General features: G+C 64.7%; 15 protein-coding genes. 4 read left to right on the top strand and 11 right to left on the bottom strand.

Features of this window, described 5'->3' with window-relative positions; all coding sequences use genetic code 11:
* Positions 1–4: 4 nt before the first annotated feature.
* From E3O65_RS17415 to rpoB, 9 genes are all read right to left on the bottom strand, one after another.
* Positions 5–634 carry a type II secretion system protein gene (locus tag E3O65_RS17415; RefSeq protein WP_277870450.1) on the bottom strand — a complete coding sequence of 210 codons (630 nt, stop codon included), beginning with the start codon at positions 632–634 and terminating at the stop codon, positions 5–7.
* Positions 635–678: 44 nt separating this feature from the next.
* Positions 679–1,908, bottom strand: a complete 1,230-nt coding sequence (locus E3O65_RS08495; RefSeq protein ID WP_166785701.1) for a type II secretion system F family protein — start codon at positions 1,906–1,908, stop codon at positions 679–681.
* On the bottom strand, positions 1,908–3,452 hold the full coding sequence (locus tag E3O65_RS08490; protein ID WP_277870449.1) for a type IV pilus twitching motility protein PilT: 1,545 nt from the start codon (positions 3,450–3,452) through the stop codon (positions 1,908–1,910). The genes E3O65_RS08495 and E3O65_RS08490 overlap by 1 nt, the downstream gene beginning before the upstream one ends.
* Before the next feature lie 31 nt (positions 3,453–3,483).
* Positions 3,484–5,154 carry a GspE/PulE family protein gene (locus E3O65_RS08485; protein ID WP_134363307.1) on the bottom strand — a complete coding sequence of 557 codons (1,671 nt, stop codon included), beginning with the start codon at positions 5,152–5,154 and terminating at the stop codon, positions 3,484–3,486.
* Positions 5,155–5,342: 188 nt separating this feature from the next.
* Complete coding sequence (locus E3O65_RS08480) at positions 5,343–7,574, bottom strand: putative bifunctional diguanylate cyclase/phosphodiesterase (RefSeq protein ID WP_166804630.1); 2,232 nt, start codon at positions 7,572–7,574, stop codon at positions 5,343–5,345.
* Between the two features lie 252 nt (positions 7,575–7,826).
* Entirely contained in the window at positions 7,827–10,730 is a 2,904-nt protein-coding gene (locus tag E3O65_RS08475; protein WP_134363305.1) for a putative bifunctional diguanylate cyclase/phosphodiesterase, read from the bottom strand.
* Positions 10,731–10,827: 97 nt separating this feature from the next.
* Positions 10,828–11,517, bottom strand: coding sequence for a hypothetical protein (locus E3O65_RS08470; RefSeq protein ID WP_134363304.1), 690 nt, complete (start codon positions 11,515–11,517; stop codon positions 10,828–10,830).
* Between the two features lie 161 nt (positions 11,518–11,678).
* Complete coding sequence (locus E3O65_RS08465; protein WP_134363303.1) at positions 11,679–15,575, bottom strand: DNA-directed RNA polymerase subunit beta'; 3,897 nt, start codon at positions 15,573–15,575, stop codon at positions 11,679–11,681.
* A gap of 45 nt (positions 15,576–15,620) precedes the next feature.
* Positions 15,621–19,115, bottom strand: coding sequence for a DNA-directed RNA polymerase subunit beta (gene rpoB / locus E3O65_RS08460; protein ID WP_134363302.1), 3,495 nt, complete (start codon positions 19,113–19,115; stop codon positions 15,621–15,623).
* 320 nt (positions 19,116–19,435) lie between these two features.
* On the opposite strand from rpoB, the gene E3O65_RS08455 reads away from it, so the two are divergent.
* The 4 genes from E3O65_RS08455 (at position 19,436) to E3O65_RS08440 (ending at position 23,185) form a co-directional block, all read left to right on the top strand.
* Positions 19,436–20,305 carry a spermidine synthase gene (locus E3O65_RS08455; RefSeq protein ID WP_134363301.1) on the top strand — a complete coding sequence of 290 codons (870 nt, stop codon included), beginning with the start codon at positions 19,436–19,438 and terminating at the stop codon, positions 20,303–20,305.
* A 276-nt stretch (positions 20,306–20,581) separates the two neighbouring features.
* Positions 20,582–21,145: a tetratricopeptide repeat protein gene (locus tag E3O65_RS08450; RefSeq protein ID WP_241985810.1), complete on the top strand. Its 564-nt coding sequence runs from the start codon at positions 20,582–20,584 to the stop codon at positions 21,143–21,145.
* 379 nt (positions 21,146–21,524) lie between these two features.
* On the top strand, positions 21,525–22,688 hold the full coding sequence (locus tag E3O65_RS08445) for a PQQ-dependent sugar dehydrogenase (protein WP_134363300.1): 1,164 nt from the start codon (positions 21,525–21,527) through the stop codon (positions 22,686–22,688).
* Positions 22,688–23,185, top strand: coding sequence for a SprT-like domain-containing protein (locus E3O65_RS08440; protein WP_134363299.1), 498 nt, complete (start codon positions 22,688–22,690; stop codon positions 23,183–23,185). Before E3O65_RS08445 ends, E3O65_RS08440 begins: the two co-directional genes overlap by 1 nt.
* Before the next feature lie 10 nt (positions 23,186–23,195).
* On the opposite strand, the gene E3O65_RS08435 is transcribed toward E3O65_RS08440, so the two are convergent.
* Both E3O65_RS08435 and E3O65_RS08430 read right to left on the bottom strand, forming a co-directional pair.
* Positions 23,196–23,498, bottom strand: coding sequence for a DUF427 domain-containing protein (locus E3O65_RS08435; protein ID WP_134363298.1), 303 nt, complete (start codon positions 23,496–23,498; stop codon positions 23,196–23,198).
* Positions 23,499–23,575: 77 nt separating this feature from the next.
* Positions 23,576–24,160, bottom strand: a complete 585-nt coding sequence (locus tag E3O65_RS08430; RefSeq protein WP_166785699.1) for a 2-phosphosulfolactate phosphatase — start codon at positions 24,158–24,160, stop codon at positions 23,576–23,578.
* Positions 24,161–24,210 lie beyond the last annotated feature (50 nt).

Raw genomic sequence — 24,210 nt, 5'->3', positions numbered from 1 at the left:
CAGGCTAAGGAGCAGTACAGCCTGCGGTGACAGCTGCGGCCGACGTTCCCTTGATAGCTCCACCAGACTCGATTGCGTAGAAGATCGACCCTCCGGTGCTGGTGCTCTTGCCGGCAACGCAGAATGCGCTTCCCGTACCGGGTTTGTAGGTCAATGTCGCAGTGTTCGCGCCCTTAGAAGCGCCAGCGCGGATGGCCTCTGTGGTCAGGGTCACACCCGTGCCATCGACCACTGCGGTAGCCGAAGGGAGCCCGCCAGTGTTGGTCTGCATGCTGACGATGGCCGTCTTGAGGTTCACGACGTCGGACTGAGCCGAACTGTCTTTGGCGTTGTCCTGAACACCCAGATAGACCGGGATGGCGATGGCGGCAAGGATCCCGATGATGATCACGACAACGAGGAGCTCAATCAGGGTGAATCCCTTCTCGTTCGAGTTCGGGTCGTTCCGGCGACGGTTCAGAGCAGCAAGGCTACGAGAGAGCACAGTGGATTCCATTTCTTTGATGTCCGTGAACTGGCCGTCGGCCTGATCGGACTCTAACAATATTCGCAGGATATTTTCAGCTGCGACCCAATTATGAGGGGTATTTTGTGGCGAGCCTGCCCCCAGTACTGGGGGCACCGCGATTGCCATCCTCTAAACCGAGCCCCCGGGAACCAGAGTGTGTAAGTCGGCAGCTATTTGACGACGCTCGCGATGCTGAAGATCGGCATGTAGAGCGCGATGACCATGCCACCAATGATCACGCCGAGGAAGGCGATCATGAGGGGCTCGATGGCCGCGGTGAGTTGCTCGGTCGACGACTCGACCTCCTGGTCGTAGAAGTCCGCAATCTTGTTCAGCATCATCTCCAGCGAGCCAGCATCCTCGCCGACCGCGATCATCTGGGTGACCATGGGCGGAAAGACCGGCTGCGCCATGAGTGGGCCGGAGATTGATTGACCTTGTCGCACCGATTCGGCGACTTTGATAAGCGAGTTCTCGATCACCCAGTTTCCCGATGTCTCGCCGACGATCTTGAGTGCCTGAAGGATGGGCACGCCGGCGCCGATCATGTTCGCGAAGTTGCGGCTGAAGCGGGCTACCGCAATTTTTTTAAGCAGATTGCCGAAGACGGGAAGCTTGAGCTTGAACGGGTCGACAATTCGGCGCACCCGATCGGTGTTCTTGTTCTTGCTCCACCACACGCTGAAGCCGATTGACGCGACGACCAGTATCGGAACCACATAGATCATCGAGCGAGAGAGATAGACCAGAATCATGGTCGGCAGCGGGAGGGCACCGCCGAGGCCGGAGAACATCTCCTCGAAGATCGGCACGATGAAGATGAGCATGATCATGACCGAGACGAGAGACATGATCAATACGATTACCGGGTAGGTCATCGCCGACTTGATGGTGCCGCGCAGCTTAACCTCTTTCTCGAAGTTCGCTGCGATCGACTCGAGTGCACCGTCGAGGAAGCCGCCGGTCTCACCTGCCTTGACCATATTGATCATGATCGGCGGGAAGGAGGCGCTGTGCTTGCTGAACGCCCCAGAGATCGAGATGCCTGTCTCCACGTCGTCGCGTACCTGCCTGAGGATTTTCGCGAGCGGTTTGTTCTCGGTCTGCTCGGCCAGGATGTTGAGGGTGCGCAGTAAAGATAGGCCTGACCCGATCATGGTTGCCATCTGGCGGCTCATGATCGCGAGGTCTTTGAGCCCCACACCTTTGGTGAAGCCGGGGATCGAGATCTCACGGTTCAGGCCAGTGCCTTCGGCGGATTGCTTGATCGAGACCGGCGAAATGCCCATGGTGCCGAGACGAGACGCCACGGCGCCCTCGCTCGCAGCATCCAGCTTGCCCTTGACTGTCTTGCCGTTGTTGTCTCGGCCGACGTAGGCCCACGCCTGTGCGGTGCCCATCAGCGCTGAGGGTTGGAGTAGTTGTCGCCGTAGTCGATGCCGCCGCTCATGCTGCGGGAGGCGGCATCCATTGACGTGTCGGCCCGCTTGATCAACTGAGCGAGGCTCTCCACGTCGTGGGCCTTGTCCATGGCCGCCTGACGCGTGATCTGGCCGGTGTCGACCAGATCGGCCAGGTGCTGGTCCATGGTGTGCATACCCTCTGATCCGCCCGACTGCATCATCGAGGTGATCTGGTGGGTCTTGCCCTCGCGAATGAGGTTGGCGATGGCCGGCGTCATCACGAGGATCTCTGTAGAGACCACGCGGCCCTTGCCGTTCGCCTTCTTCACAAGCGTCTGACAGACCACACCGCGAAGGGTTGCCGCTAGCTGAGTGCGGATCTGGCCCTGCTGGTGCGGAGGGAACACGTCGATGACGCGATCAATGGTCTGAGCTGCATCCTGCGTGTGCAGGGTGGCGAAGACCAGGTGGCCGGTCTCCGCGGCGGTCAGGGCGACCGAGATCGTCTCGAGGTCGCGAAGCTCACCGATCAGGATTATGTCGGGGTCCTGGCGCAGCACGTGCTTGAGGGCAGCCGCGAAGCTGTGGGTGTCGTGGCCGACCTCACGCTGGTTGACGAGGGACTTCTTGTGCTTGTGTAGGAATTCGATCGGGTCCTCGACCGTGACGATGTGGTCGGGGCGAGTGCTGTTGGCCAGGTCGACCATGGCGGCGAGCGTGGTGGACTTGCCGGATCCGGTGGGTCCGGTGACAAGCACCAACCCCCGAGGCAGCAGGGAGAAGCGGCCGACGGACTCTGGCACGCCGAGGGTCTTCAGCGCTTTGATCTCGCGCGGGATCAGCCGGAAAGCGCCGCCGATCGAGTTGCGCTGATGGTAGAAGTTCACTCGGAACCGCGCTCCGACAGCGGTGTAGGCGAAGTCGAGTTCTCGCTCCTCGCCGAAGCGAACACGGTCGCCGATCGAGATGATGCTGTAAAGCGCGGCACTGACCTTCTCCGGGCTCCAGGCTGAGAGACCTTCGATCGGGCGCAGCGCGCCATCGATGCGAATGGTGGGCGGAGCCCCGACGGTGATGTGCAGGTCAGAGGCCTCCAGCTCGAGAACAAGGGTGAGCGCCTCGATCAGGTCGGGATCGGCCTGGCGGCCGTCGGGCCCGATGACTGGCGGTGCGATCATGCGAACCGGGCCACCCGATTCGCTTGGCTCGGCCTGGATGGCGGCACGGCGCCCGCTCGGCACGTGCACGGACCCAGGGTGGTAGACCCTGCCGTCGACAGAAGATGACCCGCTGGGCACAGCCTCCAGCCGCTCGGTTGCAAGATCGTCGTCGTTCAGCTCGCTCGACTCGTCGAAGGTGAGATCGACCGGCATGCCGCCCAGGCGCACCGTGTCAGCGGCCCCGAGGTCGTGGCCCGACGGCGACTCTTCACCGACGTCGACACCGTCGATGTCTTCGCCCTGCACCTCCCGATTCGGTTCCCACCAGGCGACGTTCTCGCCCGGCTGCAGGGCTGGAATCTCATAAATTGGCTTGTCCATGCGGTTATCCCCTTCGGCACGGCGACTGGCGCTATGCAACGACTCGCAAAATCTCTTCGATCGAGGTCAGGCCCAAACGAACCTTCGCCCAGCCGTCTTCACGGAGGGTGATCATGCCCTCCGCCCGAGCGGCCCGGCCGATGTCCGCGCTGGAGGCCCGGTCCACGGCGAGACGTTCGATGCTCTCGGTAACTGTCATGACCTCATGCACGGCGATGCGTCCTCGGTAGCCGGTCTTGGAACAGTTCTGACAGCCGATCGGCTGAAAAATCACCGGAAGCGGCAGCAGCGGGTCGAAGCTGAAGCCAAGACTGGTCAGCTGCCCCGCCGTGTTCTCGGCCGGCTTCTTGCACCGTTCACAGAGCCGGCGGGCGAGCCGTTGCGCCACCACGCAATCCAGGGCAGAACCCACTAGGAACGGCTCGATCCCCATCTCGGTAAGCCGGGTGATGGCACTCGGCGCGTCGTTGGTGTGCAGGGTCGAGAGCACGAGGTGGCCGGTCAGCGAGGCCTCGATGGCGATCTGCGCTGTCTCGTGGTCGCGAATCTCACCCAGCAGAACGACATCCGGGTCACTTCGCAGAATGCTGCGGAGCGCGCTGGCGAAGGTGAGTCCGGCCTTCGGGTTCACCTGCACCTGGTTGATGTCTTTCATGCGGTACTCGACTGGGTCCTCGACCGTGATTACATTGATCTCTGGACGGGCCACGGAGTGCAGGGTCGTGTAGAGGGTGGTCGACTTTCCGGAGCCCGTGGGCCCGGTGACCAGGATCATGCCGTAGGGCTTCGAGTAGCTCTTCTTGTAGGCGGCAGCGTTGTAGTCGAGCAGGCTGAGAGCGCTCATGCTCATGGTGGTGCTCGCGTTGTCGAGAATTCGCATGACGATCTTCTCGCCCCAGACCGTAGGCAATGTGGCCACGCGCAGGTCGATCTGGCGGCCACCATGACTGACCGACATACGGCCGTCTTGAGGTTTGCGCCGCTCGGCGATGTCGATGTCGCTCATGATCTTGAGCCTCGAGATCACGCCGTTCTGGATGCTCTTCGGTGCGCTCTGCATCTCGTGCAGCACGCCGTCGATGCGGTAGCGCACTCGGAGACTGTGCTCCCCGGGCTCAATGTGGATGTCTGAGGCCTTGTCCTGGATAGCCTGACTGACCAACAGGTTCACGAACCGCACGATCGGTGCGTCGTCGTCGAGAGAATCAGAGACGCCGAAAGAGCTCGACTCGGTCGGAACCTGCTCCTCTTCCATGGTGCTGGTGAGGTTACTCAGCTCGTCATCGGCTCTGTGGTAGCGCACAATGGCGGCCAGGAGATCGCCGCGCTCAGCGACGACCGGGATGACGCGCATCTTCGCGGCCTCGCGCACATCGTCGATGGCGAAAACGTTGCCTGGGTCGACCATGGCGAGCACGAGGCGCCCGGCCTCGATCGTGATCGGCAACACCTCGTGCCGCTTGGACATGGCAGCGCTGACCAAAGAGACCGCAAGCCGGTCCACCGGGTATTCGAGCAGTTCCACGAACGGCAGTCCTGCCTGCTCGGCGCGTGCCTTTGCGAACTGGATCTCGGTGATGACCCCGGAGTCCACCAATGCTCGTACGGCTGTCTCGTCGGCGGGGTCGCCGGCCAGGAGGGTGTCGAGGTGCTCAATGGGGAGCAGACCGTGCAGAATAAGGATTTCCGTCAGCGTGGCCACGCGAATCTCCCCTGCAGGTTGGAGCTGCGGAGAACTTCGAGCGCGCGCAGCTGGTCGGTCAGCGCTCGGAGGATGTGCAATTGCGGTGATAGAACGTGGCTAACGGTATCTCGGGACCAACCGCAGCTGCCAGACCCACGATCAGGGGGTAGGCGGCGGCGAAGACAGCCGACGAGAACAGTTCAATCCTAGTTCGACACGGCCAGGTCGCGCGCCGACAGGCCAGCCACCGCTCGCGGTCGTTCCGCCAGCCACAGATCGAGCTCGGCCGCGGGTACCGGCCTCGAGAGAAGGAAACCCTGGGCCTGATCGCAGCCGACGCGGGCCAGCTCATCGAACGCCGCGGCATCCTCGACGCCTTCGGCCACCATGCGCAGGCCCAGGCTGTGGGCCAGGCCGACCGTGGATGCGACCAACGCCGCGGCACGCGCGTCCCCACTCATCGGGCCGACAAAGGAGCGGTCGAGCTTGAGCTCATCGATAGGCAGGTCGCGCAGGTACGACAGTGAACTGTAACCGGTGCCGAAGTCATCCACCGCGATTCGAGTTCCGTTCTCCCGCAACCGGGTGAGGATGTCCCTGGCACGTTCCCTGTCTGTCATCAGGAATTCCTCGGTAACCTCCAGTAGCAGCGCCTCCGCCGGCAGGCCGCGCTCGGCCAGCATGTCCCCGATGCGCTCCGGCAGTCCGACATCGATCAGGGAGCTGGCCGACAGGTTCACGGCAACGGTCCAGGCGTGCCCTTGTGCGGCCCAAAGCTTGGCCTGATCCAACGCCTTCTCGAGCACGATCCGGGTCAGCTCACTCATTAGCCCCGCCTCCTCGACCAGACTGAGAAATTGCTCGGGCAGCAGCAGTCCGCGGGTCGGATGTGCCCACCGCACCAGGGCTTCCACCCCGGTCACCTCGCCGCCGGGCAAGGCCACTTTCGGCTGATAGTGCAGCACGAACTGGTCGTCGGCCATCGCGAACCGCAACTCGGCGAGCGTGCGCAACCGGGCATCGCCGTGACCGTCGTCGCCGACGCCGAACACGTGGTGACCGGTGTGAGTCGCTTTGGCCTTGTACATCGCCATGTCAGCCTTGCGCAGCAACCCGGTGAGGTCGTCTTCCGACTCAAGCCGCACGGCGATGCCGATGCTGACGCTCGACTGCACCGCTATCCCGGCGAGTGTGAAGGGTTCCGCCAGAGCCTCACGCAATCCCGCCGCGACGGCTTCTGCCTGAATCGGTCCCGATCCGTCGAGGAGGATCGCGAACTCATCACCGCCGAGCCTGGCCAGCAGGTCACCCGACCTCAGCCGAGCTGACAGACGCTTTCCCACCTGCACCAGCAGACGGTCTCCCACGTCGTGGCCGAGACTGTCGTTGACCTCCTTGAACCGGTCCAGGTCGAGCAGGAGTAACGCACTCGGCAGGCCACTGGCGGCGCTGGCGGCGAGCCGACCCGGGACATCCGCATAGAGTGCGCGCCGATTGGGCAGGCCGGTGAGATCATCCGTTCGGGTCTGCCGGTGCAGCAGCGCCATCTTGACCAGGCGCCGGAACGCGAACTGGGTGCGCACCGCTGCGACCAGCATCGTCACCCCGGCCAAGGCGACAGCCAGGTTCGACAGCGGCACCCGGCTGGAGAGCAGCAGCACTCCGAGCCCTGCCGCGGTGGCCAAGGCCGGCACCGCCAGATCGTGGGTGCTGGCCGACGGGCCGCGACCGACGGCGCCGATGCGCGACGAGCCGTCTACCCACGCGGCGATCAAAGCGATTCCGATGGCCCAGCCGGCGTCGAGAACGGTGCCGATCCTGTAGCTCCCACTCAGATTCAGCAGCGCATACGCCGTATCGGCCCCAGCAAAGGTGAGGAGACCGCCCACCAGCAAAAGCCAATGCCGGCCGAGCCGCAGCCCCGGCGAAGCGGCGATACCGACGATCGCCGCCACGAGCATCAGGTCGAACAGCGGGTAGGCGAGGTTGATCAGGTCATCAAGAAGCCGATCGCCCGTCATCGCCGAGGCCAGAAGGGGATGGAGCGCGACCGTGAGCACTGCGGCCGATCCGAGAATGCCAATCGCGGTGTCGAGCATCACCGACCAGGACAGAATCCGCATTTGACGAATGACGAGAGTCACCAGGGTTGCCAGCATGAACGGATAGAACACGAGATAGCCGATGTCCCCCAGCGACGGGGTCGGCACCTCCCCCATCACGGCCGTCATGATCACGACGTAGCTGTCACCGAGGGCGAAGGCGATCACCGCTCCGGTCGCCAGGAGCACATGCACGTTTCGGGCTCGACTGCGCACCGAAGCGACCAGGCACACGAGCATGGGGATCCCGTCGGAGATCGTCGACAGCCAGACATTCACCAGCACTCCGGAGCCGCTCCGCGGCAGCAGAACGCCAAGGGTGTAGCTCGCGAGCACCAACCACATCAGCCAGAGCAGCCAGCGCCTGGATCGTTCGGCGGAACCGCCGTCAGTCGATGGTTGAGACGGCCTTCGGCGCTCCCGCCCCAGCCTCACAAATGACCGCATCTCTCCCCTACCCCCAGCGTTCAGCCTAACCGGGCGTTACCGCTGGCCACCGCGTCTGTGACCGCTCCCACCCACCCAGAACGAGTGCCATGTACCGCCCCGGCCGTCGTCATCGCGGTGCTCTGAAGGCGCGTGACTCGGTCAGAGCCCGAACTGCACGTCGGGAAGAGCCGTCGGGGCAGGCTTCGAGAAAAGGTAGCCCTGGCCATAGCGGCAGCCCATCGCAGTGAGGAGATCGCGTTGACCAATCGTTTCGATGCCCTCGGCAACGACGTCGAGGTTCAAGGAGTCGGCCAGGCGCAGGATGCCCTCCACAATCGCCCGGTCGTGGTCGGAACGCTCCAGATCTCGAATGAAGGTGAGGTCGATCTTCAGCAGGTCAACCGTGAAAGCCTTGAGGTGGGTGAACGATGAGTAGCCGGTGCCGAAATCGTCGATGGCCAGCCGCACGCCGAGCGCGCGCAGTTCCTGAAAGGTGCGGGCGGCGGAATCGATCGCCTCAAGCACGGCACTCTCGGTGAGTTCGAGCCAGAGCTGATCAGGCGGGAGGCCGCTCTCGGCGAGGGCGCGCTTCACCACCGCCCCGAAATCGTCCTGCACGAACTGCCGCGGCGACACATTCACGCTCACGGCCAATTCCCCGTTGAGCGCAGTCACGGCCCGGCTGGCCTGGCCGAGCACGGTGGTGCCGATCCCCTTGATCAGGCCAACTTCCTCAGCGATCGCGATGAAATCGCCGGGAGACACGAGACCCCGGTCGGGGCGCCGCCAGCGGGCGAGCGCCTCCGTGGCCACGACCGTGCGCTGCTGCAGGTCGACGATCGGCTGATACCAGGTTTCAATCTCGTCAAGCTCGACAGCGTCGCGCAAGGCAAGCTCGGTGTCGAGCCTGCGCTCGATCCGTCCGCGCAGGTCGTCGTCGAAGACCTCGTAGCGGGCGCGCCCGCGATCCTTCGCGAGGTACATGGCCTGGTCCGCGTTGCGCAGCAGAACTTCGGCGTCGTCCTGCCCGAGGCCGAAGGCGATTCCGATGCTGGCATCGACGGATGCGATCTGGTCACCGATCATGATCGGCCGCGCGATGGATGCCTGGATTGTATCGGCGATGCGGTGCACATCCTCGCTGCCGCCGACGTCCGGGCAGATCACGACGAATTCGTCGCCCCCGATCCGGGACACCGTGTCGCTGGCCCGGATGCTTTGCCGGAGGCGGATGGCAACCTCGGTCAGCACCGTGTCGCCGGCGTGGTGCCCGAGGCTGTCATTGACGAATTTGAACCGGTCGAGGTCGATGAACAGCACAGCAACACCACGACCCAGGCGCGACGCCTGCAGCAGCGCCTGCTTCAAACGGTCGAGCAGCAGCAGTCGGTTGGGCAGGTTGGTCAGCGGATCGTGGAAGGCGAGGTGCTCCACCCGTGCTTCCGCCAGGCGTCGTGCCGTGATGTCCTCCACCTGGTACAGCAGCCCCCCGGCCTGGTCCCCCTCGAAAATCTCCGCGATCTCGGCGATACTGACCTTGACCCAGGTTTCTTGGTTGCCGCCGTGGCGCATTCGTCGGTCCATGCGCTGTCGGGTGGACGTACCGCACGGACCAGCGCCCTCCGGCAGCTCATCGTCACCGCTCTCGGTTGGCATGAAGATCGTTTCAATCTGGTCGTCGACCAGGGAGTCGGTGCGTCCCGCGAGACCCAGGAGCCGCCTGTTGGCGGCCACGATCTGGCCGTCGCGCGTCACGATGGCCGTTCCGAGCGGCGAGGAGGCGAAAGCAGCCTCGAACCGGGCGGCGGCCGCGGCCGCCGCGTGCTCAGCCGCACGTTGCGCGGTCACATCGGTAACGCTGGCCAGGTGCCCGATGACGCCGTGTTTGTCACGCATCGGGGCCGTGCTCACCTGCACCCAGTTGACCTGGCCGGACGGGGTGCGGAACCGCAGGGTGGTTTCGTAGGCCTCTCCGGCTCCGGCGCTCAATTGCCATTCACGGAACACGCGCTCCGCGTCGTCCGGATGAACTGCCTTCGCCCAACCGTCGCGGCGCGACTCAGCCTTGTTGAGACCACTGAGCGCCAACCACTGGTCGTTGGCGGAGACGAGCCCGCCCTCAGCATCCAATTGCACGATTCCGACCGGTGCGATCTTGATGAGGGTGTGCAGAGTGTCGGCTGTCTCCGCGAGCTCGCGAGTGCGATTGGCAACCGTCTCCTCCAGCGTGTGATTGGCCGCAGCCAGAGCGTGCATGGCGGCGTCGCGCTCGCGATCGAGGTCGCGCAGCCGTCGAGCCGCGACCCAGGCCAGCACGCAGGACAGCATCGTCAGGGCAAGGACTAGGCCGGCGACACCGAACGCCGAGTCGTACAACCCCTGACGCTCACCCCGCAACCCGATCCAGCCAAGCACGAACGGGCCGAAGACCAGGAAAGGGAACACCTGATGGAGCAGGCGCCCCGCGCTGCCCCCGTTACGGAGAAGACCGATCAGGCCCGCGTCCGGGCGTTGGAAGAGCAGGGCCGTCGCCAGAAGCGCGATTCCCACCGCCGTCGGCCACGCCATGCTCGTGAAGCCACCGATCGAATAGAGCGAGGAGACCCCGTAGGCATAGCCCAGGGTCGCAACCAGGCTGACGCCCAGGGCGCCGTAGGCGAAGCCGAGCATCGGGGCGGATCGAACGGCCCGCCCGGCGATGACGGACGCCCCGAGCAGAGTGAGAGCCACCGCCGTCGACGGCGCCATGCGCGCGGACTGCCCCCCGTAGTCGATTCCGGGCAGGAGCACATCGATGCCGAGCGAACGCCCGAAAATGAACTCAGCGAATGTGAGAGCACCGATCAGGAGGGCCGCCAGCCCGAGCGCCAGGGTCAGCCGGCGACGATCGACGACGAGCACGGCCGCCGCCACCAGTACGAGCCCGAAGGCCGCCATCGGCTTCATCGCCAGCAGGGCGACGAGCACCGGCGGCAGAAAATCGACGCCGACATACCAGGACACGAGAATACTTAGCCCTACAGCGCCGACCAGCGCCGCACCGAACTGCCCAACCACTCGCATGCTGTCCCTTTGATCCCGAAAAGCAAACAATGCCGGTCGTTGGGTCAACACTACCGGGTACGGGAATTACACCTATCCGCCGGTCGGTGAGCGCGCCTTAGGCGCCGGCCCAGACGTTCGCGATCATGTCGTGCGTGTAGCCGTCCGGACCGGCGTTGATGTAGTGCGTGGCCAGCCAGATTCCGTCCCGCAGGAAGTGCGACTCCCCGGAGACGCCACCGTCATCGGCCCCCTCAATGATGCAGCGCATGCCACCTAACTCCTCGTAGCAGTTCATTCCCGCCGCCGACAGCCGGCTCAGCACCGCAGCTGACTGCTCCGAGGTGACCCACATGAGCTCTGTGGTGAGGCCCAGACCCGATCCGCCGTTCTCGTTCGCCCAGACGCAGGTGAGGCGTTCCCCGGCCGCGTCGATCAGAGCGATGAGCTCCTGGTCGTCGGACCCGCGGTTGGCTCCCGATTTCTCCTCGGCGACCCAGGCGGGGTTGAGCACCAAGTTGTCGAAGGCGGCCACCATCTCCGGACTGTACAGCTCGTCACAGGTCGACGGATGCGGCCCGTCCGGCACCGACGTCGGCTCCGGCACAGCGGCGAGGGCCAGGGGTGCGGGGGACGAATGCGGCTGTGGCCGCCCGGTCTCCTCAACGGCGCCGGGCGTGCCTGCGCCCCCGCGCCAAACGATGAGCAACACGACAAGGGCGATGACCAACAGGGAGCCGATGGCGCCGAGGAGCACCCACATCCGTCGACGCGTCATTGCCGAAGCGGACACTGGACCTGCAGCCATGCGTTACCCCCCGAGAGAATTTCCGCCAGCTTATCGCGGGTCTCGACACGCTCGGATCTCGACAGGCACAGATCTCGACAGGCAGGACCACCGGCGCAGGCGTTAACGGAGGATGGCCCCCTGCCGAAGCAGAGGGCCATCCGTGGAACCAGAACCAGTGACTAGTTGTAGGTTCCGGGGGTGAAGTCGTCCGACGAAAAGCTGTCGAAGTCGACGAAGCTCAGGTCACCCTCGTTGAACGTTGCATCATCGGTGAAGATGCGGTTCGGGTAACGCTCAGCCTTGGCTTCGTCCGTTGCCTCGACGGTGACGTCGCGGTAGCGGGGAAGACCGGTGCCGGCCGGGATCAACTTGCCGATGATGACGTTCTCCTTGAGGCCCATCAGCGGGTCGCTCTTGCCTTCCATGGCCGCCTGGGTCAGAACCCGGGTGGTCTCCTGGAAGGAAGCGGCCGACAGCCAGGACTCGGTCGCCAGCGAAGCCTTGGTGATACCCATGACTTCCTGACGAGCAGACGCCGTCTTCTTGCCCTCGGTGAGCGCGGTGCGGTTGAGGTCGTTGTACTTCAACCGGTCGACCAGCTCGCCGGGGAGCAGGCCGGTGTCGCCGTGCTCGACGACGGTCACCTTGCGAAGCATCTGACGAACGATGACCTCGATGTGCTTGTCGTGAATCGGCACGCCCTGAGACCGGTAGACATCCTGCACGCCACCGACGATGTGCTTCTGCACAGCGCGGACACCCTTGACTCGAAGAACTTCCTTCGGGTCGACGGCTCCGATGATGATCTGCGTGCCTAGCTCGACGTGCTGGCCATCCTCCACGAGGAGGGTGGAGCGCTTGAGCACCGGGTAGGCAATCGCCTCGTCGCCGTTGTCGGGGGTCAGGATGACCTTCCGGCTGCGGTCGGTGTCTTCGATTGTGATGCGACCGGCGGTGTCGACGATCGGGGACGCACCCTTGGGGGTACGTGCCTCAAACAGTTCCTGCACGCGAGGCAGACCCTGGGTGATGTCGTCGGCGGATGCCGATCCACCGGTGTGGAAGGTACGCATCGTGAGCTGGGTGCCCGGCTCGCCGATGGACTGCGCGGCGATGATGCCCACGGCCTCACCGATGTCCACGAGCAGCCCGGTAGCGAGCGAACGGCCGTAACAGACCGCACACACACCGACGGCCGACTCACAGGTCAGAACCGAGCGCACCTTGATGTTCTCGACACCAGCCTCGACCAGCTTGTCGATGAGCACGTCGCCCACGTCGTCGCCCGCATCAGCGACAACCTCGCCCTTGGCGTTGACCGCCGGGGTGGCCAGGCTGCGAGCGTAGACGGCGTTCTCAACGTTGGGGTGACGGACGAGCTCGCCCATCGCGTTGATCTCGGCGATCGGCAGCTCGAGGCCCTTCGTCGTTCCACAGTCGTCTTCGCGGATGATGACATCCTGCGAGACGTCCACGAGACGACGCGTGAGGTATCCCGAGTCGGCGGTACGCAGAGCCGTGTCGGCCAGACCCTTACGAGCACCGTGAGTAGCAATGAAGTACTCGGCGACGGACAGGCCTTCGCGGTAGCTCGAGATAATCGGGCGAGGGATGATCTCACCCTTCGGGTTGTTGACCAGGCCTCGCATACCGGCGATGTTTCGCACCTGCAGCCAGTTACCACGGGCACCGGAGGTGACCATGCGGTTGATGGTGTTGTCCTTCGGGAAGTTTTCCTGCATGGCCGCGGCAACGTCTTCCGTCGCCTTGGTCCAGATCTGGATGAGCTCCTGGCGACGCTCGAGGTCGGTCGTGAGACCCTTCTCGAACTGCGACTGAACCTTCGCGGCCTGCTTCTCGTAGCCGGCAACGATCTGCGGCTTGTTCGGCGGGGTCAGGATGTCGCTGAGCGCCACGGTCACACCGGAGCGGGTAGCCCAGTAGAAACCGGCGTCCTTGACGCGGTCAAGCGTCGCGGCGACTTCCACCTTCGGGTACCGCTCGGCGAGGTCGTTGACGATCGCCGAGAGGGTGCCCTTGTCGGCGACCTTTTCGAAGTACGGGTAGTTGACCGGCATGGCTTCGTTGAAGATGGCCCGGCCGAGCGTGGTCGTGACCAGCACGACACCGACAGCCTGTCCATCGACCAGTTCGACGCCTTCGGGCTGCGTGCCCTCCTCGAAGAACTTGTCCGTGAGCCGGATGCGCACCTTGGCGTTCAGGTCGAGCGACTTCTGATCGAAAGCAAGAATCGCTTCCGCAACAGAGGAGAACGCGCGGCCTTCGCCGATGACGCCTTCCTTCAGCGTGGTCAGGTGGTGTAGTCCGATAATCATGTCCTGCGTGGGCAGGGTCACCGGGCGACCGTCAGACGGCTTCAGGATGTTGTTCGAGGCGAGCATCAGGATGCGCGCTTCGGCCTGGGCCTCCATCGACAGCGGCAGGTGGACTGCCATCTGGTCACCGTCGAAGTCGGCGTTGAACGCAGCACAGACGAGGGGGTGCAGCTGGATGGCCTTACCCTCCACGAGCTGAGGCTCGAACGCCTGGATGCCGAGGCGGTGAAGCGTCGGCGCACGGTTCAGCAGCACGGGGCGCTCACGGATGATCTCCTCGAGCACGTCCCAGACCTGAGGGCGGCTCCGCTCGACCATGCGCTTGGCGGCCTTGATGTTCTGAGCGTGGCTCAGGTCGATCAGGCGCTTGATCACGAACGGCTTGAACAGCTCGAGTGCCATCTGCTTGGGCAGACCACACTGGTGCAGCTTGAGCTGCGGGCCGACGACGATGACCGAACGGCCGGAGTAGTCGACTCGCTTGCCGAGCAGGTTCTGGCGGAAACGACCCTGCTTGCCCTTGAGCATGTCGCTCAGGGACTTGAGGGCGCGGTTGCCGGTACCCGTGACGGGACGGCCACGACGACCGTTGTCGAAGAGCGCGTCAACGGCCTCCTGCAGCATCCGCTTCTCGTTGTTCACGATGATCTCGGGGGCACCGAGGTCAAGCAGACGACGCAGGCGGTTGTTGCGGTTGATCACACGACGATAGAGGTCGTTGAGGTCGCTGGTCGCGAAGCGGCCACCGTCGAGCTGCACCATCGGGCGCAGTTCGGGCGGGATGACGGGGACGACGTCGAGCACCATGGCGGCCGGCGAGTTGCCGGTGATGATGAAGGCGTTGACCACGCGGAGACGCTTGATCGCACGGATCTTCTTCTGGCCCTTGCCCTCGGCGATCTGCAGGTGCAGGTTTTCGCTCTCGGTGACCAGATCGAAGGACAGCAGGCGCTTCTTGATGGCTTCGGCGCCCATGTAGGCCTCGAAGTACATGCCGAAACGGTCCTGCAGCTCGTGGAAGACCGAGTCCTCAGGCTTGAGGTCGCCGACCTTGAGGGTGCGGAAGTCTTCCCACACGCGCTCGAGGTGAGCGATCTGCTCGTCGAGAGACTTGCGGACCTGGCTCATCTCCTTCTCGGCGGCGTCCTTGGTGCGCTTCTTCTGGTCGCTCTTGGCACCTTCGGCTTCCAGTGCGGCCAGGTCGGTTTCCAGACGCTGCAGGCGGTCGGCGATGCGGGAGTCGCGCTGACCTTCAAGGGTCTTGATCTCGAGGCGGAGCTCGTTCTCAAGGCCGGGCATGTCCTGGTGACGGCCGTCTTCGTCAACCGTGATGACCATGTAGGCGGCGAAGTAGATGACCTTTTCGAGGTCCTTCGGAGCCATGTCCAGCAGGTAGCCGAGACGCGAGGGAACACCCTTGAAGTACCAGATGTGGGTGACCGGGGCGGCGAGCTCGATGTGGCCCATACGCTCGCGGCGCACAGACGACTTCGTGACCTCTACGCCACAACGCTCACAGACGATGCCTTTGAAGCGAACTCGCTTGTACTTGCCGCACGAGCATTCCCAGTCTCGGGACGGGCCGAAGATCTGCTCGCCGAACAAACCGTCTTTTTCCGGCTTGAGCGTGCGGTAGTTGATGGTTTCGGGCTTCTTGACCTCACCGTGAGACCAGCGACGAATGTCGTCGGCGGTCGCAAGGCCAATGCGAAGCTCGTCAAAAGTGGTTACGTCGAGCAATTTCTCTCCTTGGAAAGTATTCGAAGTGTTCGTCATCGGCCGGGCCTAGATGTCGTCGATCGAGGACGACTCAAACCGGGTGGAAATGTTGATGCCGAGCTCCTCCGCAGCGCGGAACACCTCGTCATCCGTGTCGCGCAGGCTGACGGCGGTGCCGTCGCTCGACAGCACCTCGACGTTCAGGCACAGCGACTGCATTTCCTTGATCAGAACCTTGAAGCTCTCGGGGATACCAGGCTCCTGGATGTTCTCGCCCTTGACGATGGCCTCGTACACCTTGACGCGGCCGAGGATGTCGTCGCTCTTGATGGTGAGGAGCTCCTGCAGGGCGTAAGCGGCTCCATATGCTTCGAGCGCCCACACCTCCATCTCACCGAAACGCTGTCCACCGAACTGCGCCTTACCACCCAGCGGCTGCTGCGTGATCATGGAGTAGGGGCCGGTGGAACGGGCGTGGATCTTGTCGTCGACAAGGTGGTGCAGCTTCAGGATGTACATGTAGCCCACGGAGACCGGGTTCGGGAACGGCTCACCGGAGCGGCCGTCGAACAGCTGAGTCTTGCCCGAGGATCCGATGAGGCGGTCGCCGTCACGGGTCGGGGTCGTGGAGTCGAGGAGACCCTCGATCTCGACCTCGAGTGCGCCGTCGAATACCGGGGTCGCGACCTTGGTGTTCGGCGCCGCGCTGTGCGCGGCTTCGGGCAGACGGCCGGCCCACTTGGGCTTGCCTTCCACCTGCCAGCCCTGCTTCGCGATCCAACCCAGGTGGGTTTCGAGGACCTGACCGAAGTTCATTCGGCCCGGGATGCCCAGCGGGTTGAGGATGATGTCGACCGGGGTTCCATCGGCGAGGAACGGCATGTCCTCGATCGGCAGGATGCGGGAGATAACACCCTTGTTGCCGTGACGGCCGGCGAGCTTGTCACCCTCGGTGATCTTGCGCTTCTGGGCGATGAAGACGGCAACGCGCTGGTTGACGCCCGAGCCGAGCTCGTCGTCGCCATCCTGCGAGTCGAAGACCTTGACACCGATGATGGTGCCGCGCTCACCGTGGGGAACCTTCAGCGAGGTGTCGCGAACTTCGCGGCTCTTCTCGTTGAAGATGGCGCGCAGCAGGCGCTCCTCGGCGGACAGTTCGGTCTCGCCCTTGGGCGTGACCTTGCCGACGAGGATGTCGCCGGGGCGAACCTCGGCACCGATCCGGATGATGCCGCGCTCGTCGAGGTCGGCGAGCAGGTCAGGCGACACGTTGGGAAGGTCGCGGGTGATCTCTTCCTTGCCCAGCTTGGTGTCGCGAGCGTCAACCTCGTACTCCTCGATGTGGATCGAGGAGAGGGTGTCGTCCTTGACCAGGTTCTGGCTCAGGATGATCGCGTCCTCGAAGTTGTAGCCCTCCCACGGCATGAACGCGACGAGCAGGTTCTTGCCGAGAGCGAGCTCACCGTTTTCGGTGGCGGGGCCGTCGGCGATGACTTCGCCGACTTCGATCCGCTCGCCGGCCTGCACGATGACGCGGTGGTTGTAGCTCGTGCCCTGGTTGGAGCGAGCGAACTTGCGCAGGTAGTACTCCTGCGTGCCACCCTCGTCGAGCTGGATGGTGACGACATCCGCCGACACCTCCATGACGACGCCGGCCTTGTCGGCGGTGAGTACGTCACCGGCGTCAATGGCCGCGAAGACCTCCATGCCGGTACCGACGAGCGGGCTCTCGCTCATCAGGAGCGGAACGGCCTGACGCTGCATGTTGGCACCCATGAGGGCGCGGTTCGCATCGTCGTGCTCGAGGAACGGGATGAGCGAGGTGGCGACGGACACCATCTGGCGAGGCGAGACATCCATGTAGCCGATGTCTTCCGCGGGGAAGAGGTCAACCTCTCCACCCTTCTTGCGGGCGAGAACCCGGGCGTCGGCGAAGTGCCAGTCCTTGGTGAGGGGCGCGTTCGCCTGGGCAACGATGAACTCGTCTTCTTCGCTGGCAGTGAGGTAGTCGATCTGGTCGTTCATGACCTTGCCATTGACGACGCGACGGTACGGGGTCTCAATGAAACCGAAGGCGTTGATCCGCGCGAACGAGGCGAGCGAACCGATCAGGCCGATGTTCGGGCCTTCCGGGGTCTCAATGGGGCACATGCGGCCGTAGTGCGAGGGGTGAACGTCTCGCACCTCGACGCCGGCACGGTCACGGGACAGACCACCCGGGCCCAGCGCGGACAGTCGACGCTTGTGCGTCAGGCCGGCGAGCGGGTTGTTCTGGTCCATGAACTGCGACAGCTGGCTGGTTCCGAAGAACTCCTTGATCGCGGCGACGACGGGGCGCACGTTGATCAGGGTCTGCGGAGTGATCGCTTCGATGTCCTGCGTGGTCATGCGCTCGCGGACGACGCGCTCCATGCGAGACAGGCCGGTGCGCACCTGGTTCTGGATGAGCTCGCCGACAGCACGGATGCGACGGTTGCCGAAGTGGTCGATGTCGTCGATGTCGATGCGAATGTCGGTCTGCTTGCCGTCGCGGACTCCGGCGATCGTGGTCTGGTTGTCGTGCAGCGCAACCAGGTACTTGATCGTGGCCAGGATGTCCTTCAGCGTCAGCACGGAGTCGCTCAGCGGCGCCTCGAGGCCGAGCTTGCGGTTGATCTTGTAACGACCAACCTTGGCCAGGTCGTAGCGCTTGGAGTTGAAGAAGAAGTTGTCGAGGAGCGCACGCGCGGCCTCGGCGGCAACCTGCTCGCCCGGACGCAGCTTGCGGTAGATGTCTTTGAGGGCTTCTTCCTTGGTGAGGATGTTGTCCTTTTCCAGGGTGAGCTCAATGGACGCGAAGCCCTTGAACTCTTCGAGGATCTCTTCGCTCGTCAGGCCGAGGGCCTTGAGGAACACCGTGACGGACTGCTTGCGCTTGCGGTCGATGCGAACGCCGACCTGGTCGCGCTTGTCGATCTCGAATTCGAGCCAGGCACCGCGGCTCGGGATGACGCGAGCGGAGTAGATGTCCTTGTCGGACGTCTTCTCCTGCTGGCGGTCGAAGTAGACGCCCGGGGAGCGGACCAGTTGCGACACGACGACACGTTCGGTGCCGTTGATCACGAAGGTGCCCTTGGGGGTCATCAGCGGGAAGTCACCCATGAACACGGTCTGAGTCTTGATCTCACCGGTGAGGTGGTTCATGAACTCAGCGTTCACATAGAGAGGTGCGGAGTAGGTTTTACCCTTTTCCTTGCACTCGTCGATGGTGTACTTCTCCGGCTCGAGCTCCGGGTTGGTGAACGACAGCTGCATCGTTTCGCCAAGGTCCTCGATAGGTGAGATCTCTTCGAAGATCTCGTCGAGCCCGGTGCGAGTCGGCAGGTCTTGACGACCGGCCGCCTGGCCTTCTGCGACACGCTGTTTCCAGTTGTCGTTACCGACGAGCCAATCGAAGCTCTCGGTCTGCAAAGCAAGCAGATCCGGAACAGTCAGATTGTCGGTGATCTTCGCGAACGAAAGACGGCCAGCGGCACGTCCGTTCTTGGGTGAGTTGGTGGTTGCGTTGCGCGCAGCAGCCAAGGAAATAACCTCCGTGGACCCCGTCAGGTCTAGTCACTGTTAGTAAGGAATACCGAGTACGAACTCCTCAGACCCTCGAGTTCAAGAATTCCGGTGTTCTGAAATCCTGGAACGAGGTATGCGTCAAGGTGGCTTGAGCACGCAAAGCCGACCGCAATATGAAGGCAGAGTTAAGTCTGGGAGCGCAAAGAACAACTATATGCCGATCGACCCGCCATGTCCACTAAATTCTTGACCTCGTGATAATCCTCAGGTATAACCCGGTTTCGGATGTCAGCAGTCTGCGTTGTCGCTGGTGACGGAGGGCGCACACTGGATGGATGAGTAGGCCTGTCGCGCAGCATCCGTCGATCACCTTGAAGCTGAGCGGCCACCGCGCCGTCATCGAGCCCGACCGGTTCACCCCGGGCAGCTTCAACCTGATCGTGGACGGCACGCCGCAGTCGAACGTGAACCTGGATGACCCCGCCGAGCTGTTCTTCGAGTACGTGCAGCGGATCGGGCACGTGATCGATCTGATCGGCGAGGTCGGCGAACCGATCACCGCCGTGCACCTGGGTGCCGGGGCGCTCACCCTTCCCCGCTACGTGGAGGCGACCCGGCCGGGCTCGCGCCAGCAGGTTGTTGAGCTCGAGAGCGACCTGATCGATTTCGTGCGCGGCGAACTGCCCTGGGACAAGCGCGCGCAGCTGCGCGTGCGGCACGGTGACGCCCGTGAGGTGCTGGCGAAGCTGCCGGCCGGGCTGCACGGGGCGGTGGACCTCGTCGTCGTCGACATCTTCTCCGGGGCGCGCACCCCGGCCCACGTGACCAGCCGCGAGTTCTACGAGCTGGCCGCTCCCCTCTTGTCGCCGCGCGGAGTGCTCGTGGTGAACGTCGCCGACGGGCCAGGGCTGCCGTTCGCCCGCTCGCAGGCCGCGACGCTGTCCGCCGTTTTCGGGCACGTGCTCGCCCTCGCCGAGACCCAGGTGCTCAAGGGGCGCCGGTTCGGCAACATCGTCTTCGTCGCCGCCCACACCCCCATCGACACAAGCTGGGTGTCGCGGCTGCTGGCGGGCGGGCCGCATCCGTCGAAGGTGGTCGAGGGCGCAGAATTCACGCAATTCACGGCAACCGCCCTAGTCACAACGGATGCGACGGCCACCCCGTCGCCCCTTCCCGGCCGCACGGTGTTCCAGCTCGGGAGCTGAGCCGACGAAGGCTGTCCTGGTCGGGCGCCGGACCGGGCCGGGCCGGGCCGAGCTTGCCGTACGTGGGCAGGCACGCGCGGCGACGTGGCCAACTCAGGAGATCCGGGGCAGAAGTGCAGCGGGCATCCGTGTTCACGCGGCCGGACGCGCTGACGCATTCAAATCTCCTGAGTTAGCCACAGGCGCAGCGACGGATGTGGCGGATCGCCCCCCGATCGGGGACCGGTCCACCCGGCCGGGACTACGCTGGACGGGACCACGTTTCGCCCGCGGCATGTGCCGCCTTCGCCTCAGGACCACACCCTGCCCATCATCACTGGCTACGACGCCGTCACCCTGCGTGAGAAAGTCGACCTCCATGCCGCTGAGTTGCGCCTCGGCGAACTCGGCGAGCTGCGCAGCCTGTCTGCTCTCAACGAGAAGGTCGTGCTGCTGCGACTGACCGGCCGGCTCGACGAGGCCTGGGACATGGCGAACGCGGCGCTGCGCCAGTCCAGATTCACCGGGTCGAGAGAGGAACTGGCGTTCAGCCGCATCCGTCGCGCCCAGGTGCAGCAGTTCCGGGGCAAACTTGACGAGGCTGCCACCGAACTGACCCACTGCGTGCTCGAATCCGAAACGCATGAGTGGGGCGCTGTCGCCGCGTTTGCCCGGGAAAGCCGCGGCAAGGTGTACTTCGAACAGGGTGACCTTGACGCCGCCCTGGCCGACTTCAGGGCCTCGGTGACGCTGCGTGAGCAGGCCGGTGCCACGCCGGCACTCCTCGAGAGCGCGCTCGTCGCCGTCGCCGTGGTCGAGTCCTTCATCGCCGAGCGCCGCCAGGCCGGCCAGCAACAGTAGCGCTGCGGCAGGCTGCATCGGCTCCTGCCCGCGGCTGTCGTTCCGGCGGCGGGCATCCGGCAGCGGGCATCCGTCAGCGGGCGGCAAGCAGTTGGCGACCGGCAGTTGGCGACCGGCAGCGGGCGGCAGGCAGCGGACATCCGGACATCCGGTCGGACTCTGCATAGCTCCTGAACAGCCCTCCGCCGGCGCGGGGCGGGCCCGGAATTCCGGGTGCGACGACCCGGCGTTCGCCCGCTCGGCGCCTGAACTGTGCAGGAGTTGTGAACAAGCGGGACCGCGCACCCTGCAGCGGCGATCCGGGGCATGCTGGAATCAGTGTCGGCGAACGTGCCGGTTCGAGACGATGTGGAGCGTGAACGAGAACATGAACCGGCGGATGAGCGCACGCACCAGCACGGCCGGGACCCTGACCCTGGCCGCGCTCCTGTTGCTCGGTGCATGCACGGCGAGCCCGCCGCCACCCTCGGCGGCCACCTCGACCCCCGCGCAGCCGGTTCCGTCCGGAACGGCCGAGGCCGGCTCCCCCTCCCCCTCCCCCGGCCTGCCGGTCCGCCCGGTGGGCGACCCGGTCGTCATCGCCTCCGGCCTGAACGCACCCTGGTCGATCCTGCATTTCCCGAACGAGGGCACGCTGATCAGCGAACGGGACACGACGCTCGTCCGCGAACTCCTCCCCGACGGCGCCCTGCGCGATGCCGGCCGGGTCGCCGAGGCACGCCCAGGCGGCGAGGGCGGACTGCTGGGCCTCGCCGCCTTGCCCGACCCGGCCGCACCGGGCGGCACAGGTTGGGTCTACGCCTATCTCACGGGCGCAGATGACAACCGCATCGTGCGGATGCCACTGTTCGGCTCGGCCGGCTCCCACACGCTCGGGGACGCCGAACCGGTTCTCGACGCAATCCCGAAGGCCGGCAACCACAACGGCGGCCGGCTTGCCTTCGGTCCTGATGACCTGCTCTACGCCACGGCCGGCGACGCCGGCGATTCCGGCAACGCTCAGGATCCGGCCTCTCTCGGCGGTAAGATCCTGCGGATGACCCCGACCGGTGCCGTGCCCGATGACAACCCGTTCGGAACCCTCGTCTATTCCTCCGGCCACCGCAACCCGCAGGGCATTGCCTGGGACTCCACCGGTCAGCTCTGGGCCAGCGAGTTCGGCCAGAACACCTGGGATGAACTCAACCGCATCACGGCGGGCGGCAACTACGGCTGGCCGGTCGTCGAGGGCATGCAGGGCACGGATGCCGACCCCGGCTTCATCGACCCGGTGCAGCAGTGGCCCACGAGCGAAGCCAGCCCGAGCGGACTTGCGATCGTGAACGACACCATCTTCATGGCCGCCCTTCGCGGCGAGCGGCTCTGGCGCTTCCATCCCTCTACAGGTGAAGTCGACGACTGGTTTGTGAACAGCTTCGGTCGGCTGCGGGATGTGGTGCCTGGACCAGATGGCACACTGTGGTTCGTGAGTAATAACACCGATGGCCGAGGCACCCCCTCCCCCGGCGACGACCGGCTCTACCAGGTGGCGGTGGCACCCTGATGGCCGATCTCAACCGTGTGCGCCACTGGGCGGACGCCCTGATCACTCTGCACCTCGACCCCAGTTGGACCTTCGCATTCGACAACGCGAAGAAACGGGCGGGGCTGTGCAATTACTCCGTGCGTCGCATCACCGTGTCCCGGTACCTGGCCGCGCGCTACGGCGACGACGACGTGCACCAAATCCTTCTACACGAGGTCGCGCACGCGCTGGCCGGCCCGCGCGCCGGTCACGGACCGAGATGGAAGCTGACCGCGCAGAACCTCGGCTACGAAGGCAAGCGGACCCACGACGGTGAGATCGCCGACGAACTCGCGCCCTGGGTCGGAACGTGTCCGTTCGGGCACGTGCACTATCGCTACCGGAAACCAACGCGGTCATTCGCCTGCGGACTGTGCGGGCGCGGATTCGACATGGCGTACCTGATCCAGTGGACGCGGCGCGAGATCACGGCTGCGGCCCGACGCCGGGCCGCAGCGGCGACAGGAGATGAGTAGGGGTCGCGGGCTACTCGGAGACCCGAATCTCTTTCCAGAAGGCGACGTAGTTGCTGTAGTCCTGGCCGACGCGGTCGAACGAGGCCGACGGCGGAGTCGGGTAGCTGAACGCGCGGTCCTGCAGCAGGGTTTCGCCGTCCATGATGCTGAAGTACTGACACTCGCCCTTCCACGAACAGGTGTACTGGGTGGGGCTTGCGAGGAGCAGATCGGCATTCACGCTCGCCGGCGGGAAGTACCAGTTGCCCTCGATCCTGAGGAGGTCTGCCTGGGGTGCTTCGGCGATGACGATGCCGTTGAGTTCTGCCTTCATGCGGGGTTCTCCTTCAGTGTGGCGACGAGGGGTGCGGTTCTGGGTGCAATCACTGACCGGACCTGCTGGATTCAACCTCAGGCCGGAAAGGCGAATTCCCGCAGTCGGGAGATTCCCGGGGACGGCGCTGGAACATCCGTCACAGACGCTGCGACTGGTGTGCGCACCGCGGCCTGCACCTCGTCCTGGCGTCCGGCCTTGGCGAGAGCCTGAGCGGTTTCGGACGCCGTCACCAGGTGCCGCACGGCCTGCTTGAGACCCGCGAAACTGGCGGCGGCCGCGGCCGCCTCCGGTGAGCAGTGGTCGATACCGCGGGCAGCTAGGGCGTCGATCACGGCGCCGGCAACGAGCAGGTCCTCCATCGCGAAACGGCTACTGCCGTCGGCCCGTCGCTCACCAACGGCGATCACGGCAACGGCGAACCGGTCGCCCTTTTCCGCTTGCCGTTCCAGCACCCACTCGGCCACGCTCGCGCTATTGGAGAGGTTCGCGGCGATGACCTGGTGGGCGTGCAGCGACGTGGAGACCAAAGGTCCAGCGTCGGTTGCGGGCAACGCATCGGCGAGGATGACCACGTCGGCCGGGGCGGCCAGGGCCTGGAATCCGGCCAGGCCCACGTCGAAGCGAACCTGATACTTCTGCTGGGGCGCGGCGTTGTTCACAGGACAAGGGTAGTGGTGCGGGCGCAGCCCGACAGCACCGGAACCCACGC

Origin of the sequence: Cryobacterium breve (genome assembly GCF_004402375.1) — a bacterium.
Taxonomy (GTDB): domain Bacteria; phylum Actinomycetota; class Actinomycetes; order Actinomycetales; family Microbacteriaceae; genus Cryobacterium; species Cryobacterium breve.
This window is presented reverse-complemented; position numbering and strand designations above follow the sequence as displayed.